The sequence below is a fragment of the Bradyrhizobium sp. 157 genome (assembly GCF_023073815.1).
In the GTDB taxonomy this organism is placed as follows: domain Bacteria; phylum Pseudomonadota; class Alphaproteobacteria; order Rhizobiales; family Xanthobacteraceae; genus Bradyrhizobium.
The window spans coordinates 94401-110775 of sequence record NZ_JADPKF010000091.1 but is presented as its reverse complement, the minus strand read 5'-3'; the positions used below and the strand labels follow the sequence as shown (position 1 = coordinate 110775).

General features: G+C 62.9%; 13 protein-coding genes and 1 pseudogene. 9 read left to right on the top strand and 5 right to left on the bottom strand.

Features of this window, described 5'->3' with window-relative positions; genetic code table 11:
- The first annotated feature begins 5 nt into the window (after window positions 1–5).
- The 5 genes from kdpB to IVA95_RS27395 all read left to right on the top strand — a co-directional run bounded on the left by kdpB (window position 6) and on the right by IVA95_RS27395 (window position 7079).
- Window positions 6–2123 carry a potassium-transporting ATPase subunit KdpB gene (gene kdpB, locus IVA95_RS27415; protein WP_247513338.1) on the top strand — a complete coding sequence of 706 codons (2118 nt, stop codon included), beginning with the start codon at window positions 6–8 and terminating at the stop codon, window positions 2121–2123.
- A gap of 147 nt (window positions 2124–2270) precedes the next feature.
- Window positions 2271–2873, top strand: coding sequence for a K(+)-transporting ATPase subunit C (locus IVA95_RS27410; protein WP_247513337.1), 603 nt, complete (start codon window positions 2271–2273; stop codon window positions 2871–2873).
- Window positions 2874–2914: 41 nt separating this feature from the next.
- Window positions 2915–5632 (top strand): sensor histidine kinase KdpD, encoded by a 2718-nt coding sequence (locus IVA95_RS27405; RefSeq protein WP_247513336.1) that lies wholly within the window; start codon window positions 2915–2917, stop codon window positions 5630–5632.
- Window positions 5629–6318 (top strand): response regulator transcription factor, encoded by a 690-nt coding sequence (locus IVA95_RS27400; RefSeq protein WP_247513335.1) that lies wholly within the window; start codon window positions 5629–5631, stop codon window positions 6316–6318. Before IVA95_RS27405 ends, IVA95_RS27400 begins: the two co-directional genes overlap by 4 nt.
- A 155-nt stretch (window positions 6319–6473) precedes the next feature.
- A complete protein-coding gene (locus IVA95_RS27395; RefSeq protein ID WP_247513334.1) occupies window positions 6474–7079 on the top strand; it encodes a pyridoxamine 5'-phosphate oxidase family protein in 606 nt (201 codons plus the stop codon).
- A 45-nt stretch (window positions 7080–7124) separates the two neighbouring features.
- Here the strand turns inward: IVA95_RS27395 and IVA95_RS27390 are convergent, their stop codons facing one another.
- Both IVA95_RS27390 and IVA95_RS39100 read right to left on the bottom strand, forming a co-directional pair.
- Window positions 7125–8264: a PLP-dependent aminotransferase family protein gene (locus IVA95_RS27390; RefSeq protein ID WP_346658069.1), complete on the bottom strand. Its 1140-nt coding sequence runs from the start codon at window positions 8262–8264 to the stop codon at window positions 7125–7127.
- 111 nt (window positions 8265–8375) lie between these two features.
- Window positions 8376–8654, bottom strand: a pseudogene (locus tag IVA95_RS39100) (winged helix-turn-helix domain-containing protein); the annotation flags it as partial.
- A gap of 55 nt (window positions 8655–8709) precedes the next feature.
- On the opposite strand from IVA95_RS39100, the gene IVA95_RS27385 reads away from it, so the two are divergent.
- Window positions 8710–9336: an FMN-binding negative transcriptional regulator gene (locus IVA95_RS27385; RefSeq protein WP_247513332.1), complete on the top strand. Its 627-nt coding sequence runs from the start codon at window positions 8710–8712 to the stop codon at window positions 9334–9336.
- A gap of 22 nt (window positions 9337–9358) precedes the next feature.
- Window positions 9359–9985 carry a LysE family translocator gene (locus IVA95_RS27380; protein WP_247513331.1) on the top strand — a complete coding sequence of 209 codons (627 nt, stop codon included), beginning with the start codon at window positions 9359–9361 and terminating at the stop codon, window positions 9983–9985.
- 137 nt (window positions 9986–10122) lie between these two features.
- Here the strand turns inward: IVA95_RS27380 and IVA95_RS27375 are convergent, their stop codons facing one another.
- Together IVA95_RS27375 and IVA95_RS27370 are read right to left on the bottom strand one after the other, a co-directional pair.
- A complete protein-coding gene (locus tag IVA95_RS27375; RefSeq protein ID WP_247513330.1) occupies window positions 10123–11730 on the bottom strand; it encodes an AMP-binding protein in 1608 nt (535 codons plus the stop codon).
- A 125-nt stretch (window positions 11731–11855) separates the two neighbouring features.
- The gene (locus IVA95_RS27370) at window positions 11856–12737 is read right to left on the bottom strand and encodes a Ku protein (protein ID WP_247513329.1); all 882 of its coding nucleotides are present in this window, start codon (window positions 12735–12737) and stop codon (window positions 11856–11858) included.
- A gap of 98 nt (window positions 12738–12835) precedes the next feature.
- Between IVA95_RS27370 and ligD the strand changes: the two genes are divergently transcribed.
- Entirely contained in the window at window positions 12836–15502 is a 2667-nt protein-coding gene (ligD, locus tag IVA95_RS27365; RefSeq protein WP_247513328.1) for a DNA ligase D, read from the top strand.
- A 231-nt stretch (window positions 15503–15733) separates the two neighbouring features.
- On the opposite strand, the gene IVA95_RS27360 is transcribed toward ligD, so the two are convergent.
- The gene (locus IVA95_RS27360; RefSeq protein ID WP_065727178.1) at window positions 15734–15898 is read right to left on the bottom strand and encodes a DUF3309 family protein; all 165 of its coding nucleotides are present in this window, start codon (window positions 15896–15898) and stop codon (window positions 15734–15736) included.
- 165 nt (window positions 15899–16063) lie between these two features.
- Between IVA95_RS27360 and IVA95_RS27355 the strand changes: the two genes are divergently transcribed.
- Window positions 16064–16375 (top strand): polyhydroxyalkanoic acid system family protein, encoded by a 312-nt coding sequence (locus IVA95_RS27355; protein WP_057856700.1) that lies wholly within the window; start codon window positions 16064–16066, stop codon window positions 16373–16375.

Below are 16375 nucleotides of genomic sequence, written 5' to 3'. Positions count from 1 at the left end.
CGTTGATGGAAGCCATGAAACTGCAGAAAAGGACGACGGCTTCGGCGATGCTCGACCCGAAGATCGTTTGGCCCGCGATCCAGGCCGCCTTCGCAAAGCTGGATCCGCGGTTGATGATCAAGAACCCCGTGATGTTCGTGGTGGAGGTCGTGGCCGCGCTCACCACCGCTATCTTCCTGCGCCATCTGATGGCGGGTAGCGAGGGCCTCGCCTTTACCTTCCAGATCATTCTGTGGCTGTGGTTCACGGTGCTATTCGCCAATTTTGCCGAAGCGGTCGCGGAAGGCCGTGGCAAGGCGCAGGCCGAGTCGCTGAAGAAAACCCGCACCGAGAGCCAGGCAAAACTGCTGGAGGGATCCGACAGGTCCTATCGCCTGGTGCCCGGTACCAGCCTCAAGGTCGGCGATATCGTCCTGGTCGAGGCCGGTGACAACATTCCCAGCGATGGCGAGGTGATCGAAGGCGTCGCATCCGTGAACGAGGCGGCGATCACGGGTGAGTCCGCGCCAGTAATCCGCGAATCCGGCGGTGACCGCTCGGCGGTAACCGGCGGCACGCAAGTGCTGTCGGACTGGATCCGCGTTCGGATCACGGCGGCGCAAGGCTCGACCTTCATCGACCGCATGATCAAGCTGGTGGAAGGAGCGGAGCGGCAGAAGACACCGAACGAGATCGCGCTCAATATTCTGCTCGCAGGCCTGACCACCATCTTCGTGTTCGCCACCGTGACGATCCCGAGCTATGCGGCCTATGCCGGCGGCTCGATTTCGGTGGTGGTGCTGGTGGCGCTGTTCGTCACGCTGATTCCGACCACCATCGGCGCGCTGCTGTCGGCGATCGGTATCGCCGGCATGGACCGGCTGGTGCGCTTCAACGTGCTCGCGATGTCCGGCCGAGCGGTGGAGGCCGCTGGCGACGTCGACACGCTGCTGCTGGACAAGACCGGCACCATCACGCTCGGCAACCGGCAGGCGACGGCGTTTCGCCCCTTGCGCGGTGTCACCGAACATGAGTTGGCCGATGCGGCGCAGCTCGCGTCGCTCGCTGACGAGACGCCGGAAGGCCGCTCGATCGTCGTGCTGGCGAAAGAGAAATACGGCATCCGCGGCCGCGACATGAAGGAGCTCAATGCGACCTTCATTGCCTTCACCGCGCAGACACGCATGAGCGGCATCGATGCCGGCTCTTCCTCGGTGCGCAAGGGCGCCGTGGACGCGATCCTGAACTACGTCGATGGCGGCGGCGCGGTCCGCGCGGTCGCCTCTGGCAATGCGACGCGCGCGCTGCAATCGGGCGCCACATCGGACGCGGCCCGTGAAATTCAGGCAATTTCGGATGAGATCGCCAAGGCCGGCGGCACGCCGCTGGCGGTCGCCAAAGACGGCAAACTGCTCGGCGTCGTGCACCTGAAGGATATCGTCAAGGGTGGCATCCGCGAGCGCTTTGCGGAACTGCGCCGCATGGGCATTCGCACCGTGATGATCACCGGCGACAATCCGATGACCGCAGCCGCCATCGCGGCCGAGGCCGGCGTCGACGACTTTCTGGCGCAGGCGACGCCCGAGGACAAGCTGAAGCTGATCCGCGACGAGCAGGCCAAGGGCAAGCTGGTCGCGATGTGCGGCGACGGCACCAACGACGCGCCGGCGCTGGCGCAGGCCGACGTCGGCGTCGCCATGAATACCGGCACGCAGGCCGCCCGGGAGGCCGGCAACATGGTCGATCTCGATTCCAACCCGACCAAACTGATCGAAGTGGTCGAGATCGGCAAGCAGTTGCTGATGACGCGCGGTGCGCTGACCACGTTCTCGATCGCCAACGACGTCGCGAAATACTTCGCCATCATCCCCGCGATGTTCCTGGCGTTCTACCCGCAGCTCGAAGTCCTCAACGTCATGCACCTCGCAAGCCCGCAGAGCGCCATCCTGTCGGCGATTATCTTCAATGCGCTCATCATCGTCGCGCTGATTCCGCTGGCGCTGAAAGGCGTCGCCTATCGCGCGGTCGGGGCGGGTGCGCTTCTGCGCCGTAACCTGCTGATCTACGGCTTGGGCGGCATCATCGTTCCCTTTATCGGCATCAAGGCCATCGACCTGGCGGTTGTGGCCTTGGGACTGGCTTGAACCCAACAGTCATTGCGAGCCAACGGGTCGCGCGAATGCGCGCCCGATGACAGGCTCCGCGAAGCAATCCATCTCACCACACGAAGAAAAGCTGGATTGCTTCGTCGCTTCACTCCTCGCAATGACGGAGAACCAAGGAGACACACCATGCTCAGAGAACTCCGCCCCGCCATCCTCATCCTGCTCCTGCTCACCGCGATCACCGGCCTTGCCTATCCGCTGGCGATGACCGCAATCGCCGGCGTGATCTTCCCGAAACAGGCGCAAGGCAGCCTGATCGAGAAGGACGGTAAGATCATCGGGTCCGCTTTGATCGGGCAAGAGTTCAAAGACGATAAATATTTCCACGGCCGCCCGTCCGCGACCTCGGCGCCGGACCCTGCGGATTCCACCAAGACTGTGTCTTCGCCCTATAACGCCGCCAATTCCGGCGGCTCCAATCTCGGGCCGACCAGCAAGGCGCTGGCCGACCGGAGCAAGGAAGACGTCGAAAAGCTGAGGAAGGAAAATCCTTCCGCGCCCGTGCCGGTCGATCTCGTCACCACCTCCGGCAGCGGTCTCGATCCGAATATCTCGCCTGAGGGCGCGCTATTTCAGGTCCCGCGGATCGCAAAAGCCCGCAACCTGCCGGAGGCGCGCGTCCGTCAACTGGTCACGGAGCACATCCAAGGCCGCATGGCTGGATTGCTCGGCGAGCCCCGCGTTAACGTATTGGCGCTGAATCTGGCACTGGACGAGGCCTCCAAATGAGAGCCGCTAGGCTCGTCGAAGGGTGAGGATTATATTGCCGCATGGTCCAAGCCCGCCGCGATCCCGAACAACGTCCCTCGCCGGAAGCCCTGCTGGAGGCAGCGCGGCGCGAGGAGAGCCGCGCTGGCAAGCTCAAGATCTTTGTCGGCGCCGCGCCCGGCGTCGGCAAGACCTATGAGATGCTGCAGAGCGCCCACGCCAAGAAGAAGGCGGGCGCCGACGTCGTGATTGGCATCGTCGAAACCCACGGCCGGGCTGAAACCGAAGTGCTTCTGAACGGCCTCGAGGTGCTGCCGCGCCGACGGCTTGCCTACAAGGAGCAGACGCTCGAGGAGATGGACCTGGATGCGCTGATCGCGCGACGGCCGCAGATCGCGCTCGTCGATGAGCTCGCTCACACCAACGCGCCAGGCAGCCGGCATCCCAAACGCTATCTCGATGTCGAGGAGCTGCTGTCGCACGGCATCGACGTTTATACCGCCGTCAATATCCAGCACATCGAAAGCCTCAACGACGTGGTCGCGCAGATCACGCATGTGCGGGTCCGCGAGACCGTGCCGGACAGGATGTTCGACCGCGCCGACGCCATCGAGTTGATCGACCTGACGCCCGACGACCTGATCCAGCGGCTCAAGGAAGGCAAGGTCTACGTCCCCAAGCAGGCCGAGCGCGCGCTGGAGCATTATTTCTCGCCGGGCAATCTCACGGCGCTGCGCGAACTAGCGCTGCGGCGTACCGCGGAGCGCGTCGACGAGCAGTTGCTCACTCACATGCAGGCCAATGCGATCGCCGGGCCCTGGGCGGCGGGCGAGCGCATCCTGGTTTGCGTCAGTGAAGATCCGCGGGCGGCAGGGCTGGTGCGATATACCAAGCGGCTGGCGGACCGGCTGCACGCGCAATGGACCGCTGTTAGCATCGAGACGCGCCGTAGCCTGCAACTGACCGATGAGCAGCGCGACCGACTGGCCGACACTATGCGGCTGGCGGAAGCGCTGGGCGGCGAGGCGCTCACCATTCCCGGCGTCGGCCGCCGCATCGCCGACGATCTGATCCATTTCGCGCATGCCAACAACGTCACCCAGATCATCATCGGCAAGTCGACCCGCTCGTGGTGGTTCGAACTGACGCGCGGTTCTGTCGTGCACGATCTGGTGCGCCGCGCCGGCCATATCAGCGTCCATGTCATCGCAGGCGACGAACAGGGCGTGGCGAAGGCGGCGGTGCAGACCGCGGCGCGGCAGGAGCCATTCAATCCGCGGCCCTATCTGATGGCGCTGCTGTTCGTCGCGCTCGGTCTCGGCGCCGCTGTACTGATCCGACCCATGTTCGGCGGCATCGAGAATGTCGATCTGGTGTTCCTCACCGCCGTCGTGAGTGTGGCCGTTCGCTACGGGCTGTTTCCCTCGCTTCTGGCGAGCGTCGCGGCGTCGCTGTGCTACAATTTCTTTTTCCTGCCGCCGGTCCACACCTTCACCATCACCGATCCGACCAATGTCGCGGCGTTCTTCTTCTTCATGCTGATTGCGCTCCTGGTCTCCAATGTCGCAGCGCGGGTGCGCGTACAGGCCGATACGGCGATCGGCCGGGTTCGCACCACCGAATCACTCTACGCTTTCAGCCGCAAGCTGGCGGGTACGGCGACGCTCGACGACGTGCTGTGGGCGACCGCGTACCAGACCGCGTTGTTGCTCAAAGTGCGGGTGGTGCTGCTGTTGCCGGAAAAGGGCGTGTTGACGGTCAAGTCGGGCTATCCGCCGGAAGATCAACTCGACCAGGCCGATCTCGCCGCCGCCAACTGGGCCTGGAGCAACGATCGCCCGGCCGGACGCGGCTCGGATACCCTGCCGGGCGCCAAACGACTGTTCCTGCCGATGCGAACCGGGCGCGGCGCGATCGGCGTCATCGGCATCGACGACGACCGCACCGGTCCCTTGCTGACGCCGGATCAGCGCCGCCTGCTGGATGCGCTGGTCGATCAGGGCGCGCTGGCGATCGAGCGTGTGCTGCTGGTGGAGGACATGGACCGGGTCAAGCGCACGGTGGAATCCGACCGGCTGCGCGGCGCGCTCTTGACCTCGATCTCGCATGATCTCAAGACGCCGCTGGCTTCCGTGCTCGGCGCCGCCTCTACCATGCGCGACCTCGACTCCAGCCTGACGGACGCGCAAAAGCGCGACCTGCTGGCCACCGTAATCGACGAATCCGAGCGCCTCAATCGCTTCATCGCCAACCTACTCGACATGACCAAGCTCGAATCCGGCGCCATCGTGCCGAATGCGGCGCGGCACGATGTCGGCGAGATCGTCGGCAGCGCGCTGCGGCGGGCCGGCAAAATCCTGGAGCGGCACAAGGTGTCGCTAGAACTGGCCGCCGACTTGCCGATGCTGGAGCTTGACGCCGTGCTTTTCGAACAGGTGCTGTTCAATCTGCTCGACAATGCCGCCAAATACTCGCCTGCGGGTACCACGATATCGGTCAGGAGCATGCGGGATCGGAATTCCGTCTCGCTGCAGATCCTGGACGAGGGCAACGGCATCCCGCCGGCGGAGCTGGAAAGCGTGTTCGACAAATTCTATCGCGCCCAAAAGGGCGACCACGTTCGTCCCGGCACCGGGCTGGGGCTCGCCATCTCGCGCGGTTTCGTCGAGGCGATGCATGGCACGATATCGGCCGCCAATCGCAGCGATCGCTCTGGAGCCATCATCACTATTCGTCTGCCCGTCCCGGCCTCCGATAGCGCGCTGGATACCGCCGCATGAACGCCGCCCAGATCAAGGTTTTGGTGATCGACGACGAGCCGCCGATACGCAAATTGTTGCGGATGGGGTTGAGCACGCAGGGTTACGACATCCTCGAAGCGTCCAGCGGCAAGATCGCGCTGGAGAAGCTCGCGGAAGGCCCGGCGCTGATCATCCTCGATCTTGGCCTGCCCGATATCCAGGGCCATGATCTCCTGCGCATGATCCGCGGCCGCAACGAGAGCGTGCCGATCGTGGTGCTGTCGAGCCGCGGCGACGAGGCCGGCAAGGTGCAGGCGCTCGACCTCGGCGCCGACGATTATCTGACCAAGCCGTTCGGCATGGACGAGTTGCTGGCGCGGATGCGCGCAGCGCTCCGGCACCAATTGCAGGTGCAGGGCGAGCGGCCGGTATTCCGCGCGGGCGATCTCTCGGTCGATCTGGTGCGCCGCATCGTCAAGGTCGGTGAGCGCGAAGTAAAACTCTCGCCGAAGGAGTATGAATTGCTGCGCGTTCTGGTGCAGCATGCCGGCAAGGTGCTGACCCATCGCTTTCTGTTGAAGGAACTGTGGGACGAGCTGACCGATGCGCAATACCTGCGTGTCTATGTCCGCCAGCTCCGCCAGAAGATCGAAGCCGATCCCGAGCGTCCGCAGTTCGTGCTGACCGAGACCGGGATTGGGTATCGGTTGCGCGCACCGGATTGATCAAACCTCCGATGGCGGAGATCCCCGCACTCGATCGGTCGCGCGGGTCGGCTTGCCGCACGCGGCATCACCAAGAAGTGGTATGCTTCCCTGCAGAAACCTGCCCCGGGTTGGTCCTTCCACCCAGGTGGTTCAGAGCAGGAGGGCGTACGGTCATGGTCGAGAGCGTCATGTATCACGAAGGTAACAGGCAATTGCAGGACCGGTTCGACAGCCGCCGGATTTCGGACCGGCTGGAAGAGAAGCTGATGCGCAAGGAATTCACGGCCGACGACAAGCAGTTCATCGAAGGTCTGCCCTATTTCTTTCTGGCGACGGCCGATGCCGAAGGCCGGCCCGACTGCTCGTTCAAGGGCGGCGCGCCGGGTTTTGTGCGCATCACCGGGCCGTCTGAGCTCGCATTTCCCGACTATGACGGCAACGGCATGTTCAAGAGTCTCGGCAACATCATCGTCAATGCCGATGTGGGCCTGCTGTTCATCGCCATGCACGGCAAGCCGCGCCGTCTACGTGTCAACGGCGGCGCCAGCGTGAGCGACAGCGACCCGCTGCTGTCGGACACCGTTGGCGCGCAGCTCATCGTTCGCGTGACCGCGCGCGCGATCTTCCCGAACTGTCCACGTTATATTCCGACGATGAGTTCGATCGAACCGTCGATCTATGTGCCTCAAGCCGGACAGGACGCGCCGGAGCCGGCGTGGAAAGGCTTTGCAGACTTCAAGGACTGCATCCATCCGCGGCAACCGACATTCAAGGGTTAAGCGGGCAACCGTCCGGTCGCGCGAACAGGCCTGGGCCGTGTACTCTTATACCGTCCTCAGGGCATTGGCCAAGCGGGCAACGCCCTGCCAGATCTCCCGTTCCTCAAGTGCAGCGTACCCGAAAACGAAGCCGGCTCGCCGTTTCGCGGCAACTCCTCGCCCACTTTCGTATAGATCGGAAACAGGATAGATACCGACGCCTATCTGCCTAGCGTTTCGCGCCATTTGGTCTTCCTGCGCTGCATCGAAGTTGTTGAACCACGCGACCACATGGAGCCCGGCCTCCGATCCCTGCACCTCGACCGCGTCGCCAAAATGATCAGCGAGTGCGTCGAGTAATGCCGCCCGGCGCTCCGCGTTCTTTCGCCGGAGTTTTCTTACGTGCCGCTCGTAGGCGCCCGATCGTATAAAGTCGGCCAGCGCGCCTTGCTCCAGCGTCGGCGAGTGCCGGTCGGTAAGGCGCTTGGCGGTGCGGAAGGCGTCCACGAGCTCTGGTGGTACCACGAGGTATCCCAGACGCAGCAAGGGTGAGAGCGTCTTTGAGATCGTTCCGAGATAGATGACGTGAGCCGCGTCATCGAAAGCGTGCAACGGTTGGATGGGCCGAATGTCGTATCGGTACTCGCCATCGTAGTCGTCCTCGATGATGTAAGCGCCCGCTTTGTCGGTCCAACGCAACAACTGAGCACGGCGCGATGCTGAGAGAACGTGACCCAACGGAAATTGATGCGACGGCGTCACGTAGCAGAGCCGGGCCTTTTTGATGTCCTTGAGGGCTTCCGTCTGCAAACCTTCTTCGTCGACCGGGACGAATTGAGGCGTCGCGCCGACACTCTCAAAAACGTGCCGGGCGGCCCAATAGAATGGGGTCTCGATCACGAACCGGTCGCCGGTATCGAGCAATATCCGCGAGCACAGATCGAGACCCTGCTGTGACCCATTGACGATGACGATCTGGTCAACGCTGCAGCGCAGGCTCCGGGCACGCCATAAGTACGCTTGCAGCGCGGTTCGCAGCTCCATTGACCCCTGCGGCTCCTGATAACGTAGACGGCGCGAACCAGACGTCGTCAGGGCCTTCGTCAAAGCACGCCGCCATGCCAGGCTCGGGAAGTCGGCAGTTGCAATATCGCCGTAACGAAAGTCGACCTGCAGGGGCTCGGCCGCGACCGGCGGTCCGGACAATTCGAAGAGCCGTCGTCCGAAAGCCGATAGTCGAGCAGTTCTTGGCGCCTGCTTGCTGCTTGCCCGTGAAGAGCGGCCCGATCGTAGCGCAGGCGCGACGGATGCCCGGCGTCCCTGCCGCGTCTCGATGAAGCCTTCGGCTAGAAGCTGCTCATAGGCTGCCGTGATCGTCGTTCGGGAGGCGCCAAATTCGCCGGCGAGCGTCCGCGTCGAAGGTAGCCGGTCGCTCGGCCTGTAAACGCCATCCTCGATCTGCGCCTTCAATGCCTCGTAGATTTGCCAGGCCCCACGTGGCTTGGGGCGCCTCTTTACCGATTTAGACTGGCCCACCAAAGTTGCTCCAAACTGGCTCTTCAGGTGAACCAGTGTGCCGTGTAGACCATCAGGCATCAAGGGCCGACCGACGTCATTTGGTGTCGCATCGAGATGCCGAGGAGCTTCGCCAATGTATATTCCGCCAGCCTTCCGCATTGACGATATGGCGGATATTCACCGGACCATGCGTGAGGCACGCTCGGCGACGCTTGTCACCGCGACCGAAGAGGGGCTTATCGGAACGCTGCTTCCCATACTTCTCGACGAGAGCGAGGGCCGGAACGGCACGCTTTACGCGCATGTCGCGCGGGCCAATCCACAGTGGAAACTGGTGCCGTTCAGCGAGGCGATGGCCATCTTTGCTGCGCCTGAGGCCTATGTCACCCCGTCCTGGTACGCGACCAAGCAGGAGACGCACAGGGTCGTGCCGACGTGGAACTACGTTGCCGTACATGCCTATGGACCTGTTGAGTTTTTCGACGATGCGGACCGACTGCTCGACGTGATAACGCGGCTGACGGATCTGCACGAGGAATCACGCCGGGATCGCTGGGCAGTGGCAGACGCCCCAGCTGAGTTCATCAAAGCGCAACTCAAGGGGATTGTGGGACTGCGCATGCCGATCACGAGGCTCGATGGCAAGCGGAAGATGAGCCAGAACCGAAATCCAGCAGATCGCGCTGGCGTCATCGACGGTTTGTCCAAGAGCGATAGCCCTGAGGACCGTGTCGTGGCGTCTTTGATACCCAAAGGCTGACAAGCTTGGACGCTGGCGCTCGATGACCGACTTCCAGACTTTTCTGCTGTTCTTGGTAGCGGCGCTCCTGGTCGCGATCACCCCAGGACCCGGGATGCTCTACGTTGCTGCACGAACGCTTGCAGGCGGTCGTTCGGAAGGCCTGGCATCGAGCTTTGGCACGGGTGTCGGCGGCTTTGTGCATGTTATCGCTGGGGCCGTCGGCATCTCGGCGCTCGTCATGGCAAGCGCCGAGGCGTTCAATGTGCTCAAGATCGCCGGTGCGTTCTACCTGATCTGGCTCGGCTTCAAGACATGGCGGGAAGCGGGCATTGTCGACCCGATCGGGGTGGAGACGACTGGGATCGGGCGGGCATTTCGGGAGGGCATCCTTGTCGAGGCGCTGAACCCGAAGACGGCTGCATTTTTTCTCGCCTTCATCCCGCAATTCGTTGACCCAAGCGCCAATGTTGCGCGGCAGTTCACCATCCTTGGGATCATTTCGGTTGTGCTCAACACTGGGGTCGATGTGGTCGTGACCTATTGGGCCGCGAGTGCGAGAGCCGGCCTGGCGAAGCGACCGTCTCTCATAGTCAAGATGCGACAGACCTCGGGTGCAGTCATGTGCGGGCTAGGGGCTTCACTGCTCCTTGCGCGGCGCGCTGGCTGATTACCGGAGACGGCTACTTCAGCGGTACCATGGCGCGATCTGCCACGCGGCTTCGGACCCCATACCGCCTGCTCAACCGCTTCGTTCGCTGGTGTCGGGCGGGCGTCGGGACCCAGATGCGTTAGTGAATCCACGGCCTAGATCGCCGTCATCTCGCCTTTGGTCCAAGCTTCCCGCAGCTTAAACTTCTGAATCTTGCCCGATCCGGTCAGCGGGAAGGCGTCGACGACGTACCAGTGCTTTGGCGTTTTGTGCGGGGCGAGCGAGGCGCGCATGTAGCCGATCAGTTCTTCCTTGTCGATGATGGCGCCGGGCGCTGGCCGGATAAAGGCCGCGACCTCTTCGCCCCATTTTTCGTGCGGCAGGCCGATCACGGCGACCTCGCCGACCTTGGGATGCCTAAACAGCAGTTCTTCCAGCTCGCGCGGATAGATGTTTTCGCCGCCGCGGATGATCATGTCCTTGAGGCGGCCTTCGACTGTACAGTAGCCGCGGGAGTCCATCGCGCAGAGATCGCCGGTGTGCAGCCAGCCGTCGGCGTCGATCGCGGCGGCGGTTGCATCGGGCATTTCGAAATAGCCGATCATCACGTGATAACCGCGGGTGCAGAACTCGCCAATCGTGCCGATCGGCACCGTCTCGCCGGTGTTGGGGTCGATAATCTTGGTTTCCATATTGGGTAGCGGCAGGCCGATTGTATTGGCCTTGTCCTCGACGCTGTCGGTGGTGCGGGTCTGCGCCGCGACCGGCGAGCATTCGGTCTGACCGAATACAATCGTAAAGGGCGCGCCGAGCTTTTCCTCCAGCAGCCGCACCAGCGAGGCCGGCACTGTCGAGCCGCCGGAGCAGATCGCCTTGACGGAGGAGAGATCGGTCGCCGCGAATGTCGGATGCTCCAGCAGCGCAACCAGCATGGTAGGCACGCCGAGCATCGCGTTGCCGCGATAGGTCCCGAGCATTTCCAGCACGAGCCCAGGTTCGAAGGCCTCGACCAGCACCTGGGTTGCGGCTTTCGATACCGCGCCGATCACGCAGCAGACGCAGCCGCCGGTATGAAACAGCGGCATCGTGGTGACAAAGACGTCGCCGTCGTCAACGCCCATCCGGTCTGCGGTATCGGCACCATTGTTCAGCAGCCCGCGATGACGGAGCAGGGCGCCTTTCGGAAAGCCCGTCGTGCCCGACGTATACTGGATCATGACGGGATCGTCGGGGCTGACGGCCGGCAGCTTGATGCCTTCATCGTCGCCCGCGGCGATAAAGGAATCCCAGTCGTCGAAGCAGATGATCTCGCGCAGTTCGGGGCAGTTCGGCGCCACCGCCTGCACGGTGTCGAGCATCGGATTGCCGCGGAAACCGCTGACCACGAACACCCCGGCTGAGCGCGACTGTTTCAGCACATATTCGAGCTCCCGGGCGCGAAAGGCCGGGTTCACGGTGACGAGGATCATGCCCGCCATGCCGGCGCCAAATTCGAGCATCATCCATTCCGGGATATTTTGTGCCCAGGCCGCAATGCGCTCGCCGGGCTTGAAGCGGGACAGCAGCGCGCGGGCGGTGCGCTGGGTTTCGCGATAGAACTGCGCGTAGGTCCATTGCCGCCGCTGCGCCGGGTCAGGCACGCCCGCGATCAGGGCGAGGCGATCGGGCGCGGTTTCAGCCGCCTTGCGCAAGAGATCGCCGAATGTCATCTCCCGTACCGCAGGCGTGGTCGGTCCTGCGACGTGCGACTTCGTCAATGCCATCAAATCCTCCCGGTCCGGCGCCGCTATTGTCGTGGCGTCAGTTCCCAAGGGGAAAATGCCTTCCGGCTTCGGGTAATGCAAGCGGGAGGGTAGGGCCCGGTGGGCCATGGACGGATATAGTTGCGCTAGCTCGCCTTGCGGTGTCTCGCCGCCGAGCGGTGCGCTTTCTTTGCCGTCCGCGCCGGCGCCCGCCGCGAGGCCGGGGCATGCGCGCGCCGTTTCGTCGCCGCCTTGCCCTTCAGGCTCGCCTTCAGCGCGTCCATCAGATTGATGACGTTGTCCGGCTTCTCCTCGGGCTCGACGACCTTGACCGGCTTGCCGGAAGCCTTGCGCCGCACCAGCGCCTTCAGCGCGTCCTCATATTCGTCCTTGAATTGCGAGGGGTCGAAGTGGGCGGCCTTGGTCTGCAGGATATGGCCCGCAAGTTCGACCATGTCCTTGGTGATCTTCGGGGTCTTGATATCATCGAAGAAGTCGCCCTCGTCGCGCAGCTCGTAAGGATAGCGCAGCGTGGTACCGAGCAGGCCCTTGCCGAGCGGCTCGATCGCCATGACGTGCTCGCGGTTGGTCAGCACAATGCGCGCCAGCGCCACCCGGTCCTCGTCCTTCATGGCGTCGCGGATCACCGCAAAGGCGTCGATTGCCGCTTTGCCGTCGGGGGCGATGTAATAGGGATGGTTGTAATAGCGCTTGTCGATTTCGTCCCGCGGCACAAAGCTGTCGATCTCAATGGTGTGATTGCTCTCGATCTGGACGGCTTCGAGTTCCTCCTTTTCGATCTCGACATACTGACCCTTCTTCAGCTCATAGCCTCGGCCTTTCTGATCGCTCTCGACGACCTCGCCGGTCTCGGCATCGATCATCTGCTGCTTCAGCCGGTTGCCGGTCTCCTTGTTGATCATGTGAAAGCGCGTTTTCTCGACCGATGTCGAGGCCGGATACAGCACGACCGGACATGACACCAAAGAGAGCTTCAGCGAGCCTTTCCAGTAGGCGCGGGGGGCCATTGCAATCTCCGGACGCGGTTGGGTTTGGGAACTTCAACGGCTAGTATGGGTTTTCGTTCCGGGTGTTGCCGCGGGGCGGTTTTGATTGAGGTGTGGCCGTGGCGTTGAAGAAACTCAGCACGTACCGCAAGAAGCGCGATTTCGGCAAAACGGCGGAGCCCTCGGGCGACGTCGAGGTCGCGCCCGCCCGCGAGCGGCGGTTCGTGATTCAGAAGCACGATGCAAGCCGGCTGCATTACGATCTCAGGCTGGAATTCGACGGCGTGTTCAAATCCTGGGCCGTCACCAAGGGGCCGTCACTCGACCCCCATGACAAGCGGCTGGCGGTCGAGGTCGAGGACCACCCGCTCGACTACGGCGATTTCGAAGGCACTATTCCGGAAGACCAATACGGCGGCGGCACGGTGATGCTGTGGGACCGGGGCTATTGGGAGTCTGATGATCCCGATCGCGGCTTCAAGAAGGGCGACCTGAAATTCACCCTGCACGGCGACAAGCTGCATGGAAGCTGGGTGCTGGTGCGAATGCGGGGCGACCGCTACGGCGGCAAGCGTACCAACTGGCTCCTGATCAAGCACCGTGACGAATTCGCCAAGGAAGGCGAGGATAACGACATTCTCGACAAGGACCGTTCGGTCGCCTCCGGGCGCACGATGGAGCAGATCGCGCAAGGCAAGGGCAAGGCGCCAAAGCCGTTCATGCTGGCCACGAAGACAAAGGCCGACGCGGTCTGGCAATCCAACCGCGGCGATGCCGCTGAAGCGCGGACCTTGCGGAAGACCGCCGCCTTGCGGGCCGCGCCGGAGATCAAGACGCGCACCCCGATCCCGACGGTCAAGCCGAAGAAAGTCGCGGCGATGCCCGATTTCGTTGCGCCGCAGCTTTGCACGGTGGTCGAGAGGCCGCCCGGCGGCGAGGGCTGGTGTCACGAGATCAAGTTCGACGGCTACCGCGTGCAATTGCGGGTCGAAGGCGGCGATGCCGTGCTCTATACCCGAAAAGGCCTCGACTGGACCGACAAATTCCGGGCGATCGCCGAGGAAGCGACATCGCTTCCCGGCGTGCTGATCGATGGCGAGATCGTAGCCCTCGATCATAATGGCGCGCCCAACTTCTCCACCCTGCAGGCGGCGCTGTCGGACGGCGACAGCGAGAGCCTGATCTTCTATGCGTTCGACCTGCTGTTCGCCAATGGTGAAGATTTTCGCAAGCTCCCGCTCGGCGAACGCAAGGCGCGGCTGAAGAAATTGCTGGAAGCGCAGAAGGGCAAGGAGAAGCAGATCCGTTATGTCGAGCATTTCGAAAGCGGCGGCGATGCCGTGCTGCAATCGGCCTGCAAGCTCGAACTGGAAGGGATCGTCTCCAAGAAACTCGACGCGCCCTATCGTTCCGGCCGCACCGAAAGCTGGACCAAGGCCAAATGCCGCGCCGGCCATGAAGTGGTGCTGGGCGGCTGGAAGACCACCAACGGCAAATTCCGTTCGCTGATGGCCGGCGTCTACCGCGGCGATCATCTGGCGTTTGTTGGCATGGTCGGCACCGGCTTCGGACAAGACACGGTCCGCCGCATCATGCCGGCCCTGAAGGCCGCCGCCTCCGACAAGAACCCGTTCGGCGGCAAGAACGCGCCGAAGAAAACCCGCGACGTGCACTGGCTGAAACCCGAACTGGTCGCCGAGATCGAATTCGCAGGGTTCACCGCGGACGGAAATATCCGGCAGGCCGCGTTCAAGGGCCTGCGGCAGGACAAGCCGGCCGAGGAGGTGGAGGCGGAAACACCGTCCAAGGCAGGCGTCGCACAGCCGAAGCCCGGCAAGGGCAAGGGTGCGACGGTGCGGGCAACGCCCGCAACAACGAACAAGACCGGCGAGGTCATGGGCGTGGTGATCTCAAAGCCGGACAAAGAGCTGTGGCCCGACGCCGGCGACGGCGAGGGCGTTACAAAGCTCGACCTCGCGCAATATTTCGAGGCGGTTGGCGAATGGATGATCGGCCACCTCAAGGGCCGTCCATGCTCGATCGTTCGCGCGCCCGACGGCATCCATGGCGAGAAATTCTTTCAACGCCACGCTATGCAGGGCGCGTCCAACCTGTTCGAGCTGGCCAAGGTTTCGGGCGACCGCAAGCCCTATCTACAGATAGACCGGATTGAGGGATTGGCTGCGGTGGCGCAGATCGGCGGCCTCGAATTGCATCCCTGGAATTGTGCGCCGGACGCTTACGACACGCCGGGACGTCTGGTGTTCGATCTCGATCCCGCGCCCAATGTTGAATTCGCCGACGTCATCGAGGCGGCAAAAGACATGCGCCAGCGATTGACCGCTGTTGGTCTCGAAAGCTTCTGCAAGACCACCGGCGGTAAGGGGCTGCACGTGGTGACGCCGCTGCTTTATGGCGCAAGGGAGAAGGTTTCGTGGAAAGAGGCGAAGGCGTTCGCGCAAGGTATCTGCCAGTGGATGGCGAACGATGATCCCGAGCGCTACCTGCTCAACATGTCGAAGAAGCTGCGCAAGGGAAAGATCTTCCTTGATTATCTTCGCAACGATCGGATGTCGACGGCGGTCGCTGCCTTGTCGCCCCGTGCGCGAGAGGGTGCTACCGTGTCGATGCCGTTGACCTGGACGCAGGTGCGCGGCGATCTCGATCCGAAGAAGTACACGATCCGCACCGTGCCGCCGCTGCTGGCGAAGACGAAGGCGTGGGACGGCTACGATGACGCGGCAGCGTCGATCAAGCCGGCGATCAAGAAGCTGGCGGGGATGTAGTCACGCTGTCCTGACTAGACCAAAACTGTCATGCCCCGCAAAGGCGGGGCATCCAGTACGCCGCAGCTTCTCGATTGACCGCGAACGTCTCTGGAATACTGGATCCGCGATGACGCCTTTTGTGGTTTTCGTAGGGTGGGCAGAGCGAAGCGTGCCCACCATCCGTATAACGAGAAAGGTGGGCACGGCGCTTTCGCGCCCTTTGCCCACCTACCAATTATGCGCCGTTGCCTAGATCTTCCCGAGCAGCAGCAGGATCAACAGGATCACGATTACGAGGCCTAGTCCGCCACCGCCGTAGTATCCGGTGCCATAGAACGGGCCGCCACCGATGCCGCTAAAGCCGCCAAGCAGGGCGATGATGAGAATGATCAAGATGATGGTGCCGATGGACATGAACCTCTCCTCAGCCCGAACGGGGCATTCTGCACGTCTGCCCTTCACTGGGAACAACAACCGTGAATCATCTAAGTTCCGTTCTGCGTTGCGATAATGCGTGCGGTCCTTACTTTCGAACCGCGGACAATTACATGCAGTTAGATCAAGGAGGATTTTTCAGCGATGACCAAACCGCTCGTGGTTTCCATCCCGCATAGTCTGGGCCGCGAGGAGGCGATGCGCCGCCTCAAGACAGGACTGTCGCGCGCCGCTTCCAGCGTGCCGATGCTGAGTGTCGACGAGGAGCGCTGGGAAGACAACCGCATGATCTTCCGCGTGCGCGCGCTTGGGCAAGGCGCAGCAGGCCATGTCGACGTTGCCGACGATCATGTGCAGGTGGAAGTGGTGCTGCCATGGCTGTTGCAGCGCTTTGCCGAAGCGGCCCAGGCTGCGATTCGCAGCCGCGGCCAGTTGCTGCTGACCAAGAAAAACTGA

Excerpts from the sequence above, each read along its gene's own strand:
- IVA95_RS27380 (WP_247513331.1), top strand. The coding sequence starts at position 9,359 with ATGACCGACTTCCAGACTTTTCTGCTGTTCTTGGTAGCGGCGCTCCTG.
- IVA95_RS27355 (WP_057856700.1), top strand. The coding sequence starts at position 16,064 with ATGACCAAACCGCTCGTGGTTTCCATCCCGCATAGTCTGGGCCGCGAG.
- IVA95_RS27405 (WP_247513336.1), top strand. The coding sequence starts at position 2,915 with ATGGTCCAAGCCCGCCGCGATCCCGAACAACGTCCCTCGCCGGAAGCC.
- IVA95_RS27375 (WP_247513330.1), bottom strand. The coding sequence starts at position 11,730 with ATGGCATTGACGAAGTCGCACGTCGCAGGACCGACCACGCCTGCGGTA.
- IVA95_RS27360 (WP_065727178.1), bottom strand. The coding sequence starts at position 15,898 with ATGTCCATCGGCACCATCATCTTGATCATTCTCATCATCGCCCTGCTT.
- IVA95_RS27395 (WP_247513334.1), top strand. The coding sequence starts at position 6,474 with ATGGTCGAGAGCGTCATGTATCACGAAGGTAACAGGCAATTGCAGGAC.
- IVA95_RS27385 (WP_247513332.1), top strand. The coding sequence starts at position 8,710 with ATGTATATTCCGCCAGCCTTCCGCATTGACGATATGGCGGATATTCAC.
- IVA95_RS27410 (WP_247513337.1), top strand. The coding sequence starts at position 2,271 with ATGCTCAGAGAACTCCGCCCCGCCATCCTCATCCTGCTCCTGCTCACC.
- kdpB (WP_247513338.1), top strand. The coding sequence starts at position 6 with ATGGAAGCCATGAAACTGCAGAAAAGGACGACGGCTTCGGCGATGCTC.
- IVA95_RS27400 (WP_247513335.1), top strand. The coding sequence starts at position 5,629 with ATGAACGCCGCCCAGATCAAGGTTTTGGTGATCGACGACGAGCCGCCG.
- IVA95_RS27370 (WP_247513329.1), bottom strand. The coding sequence starts at position 12,737 with ATGGCCCCCCGCGCCTACTGGAAAGGCTCGCTGAAGCTCTCTTTGGTG.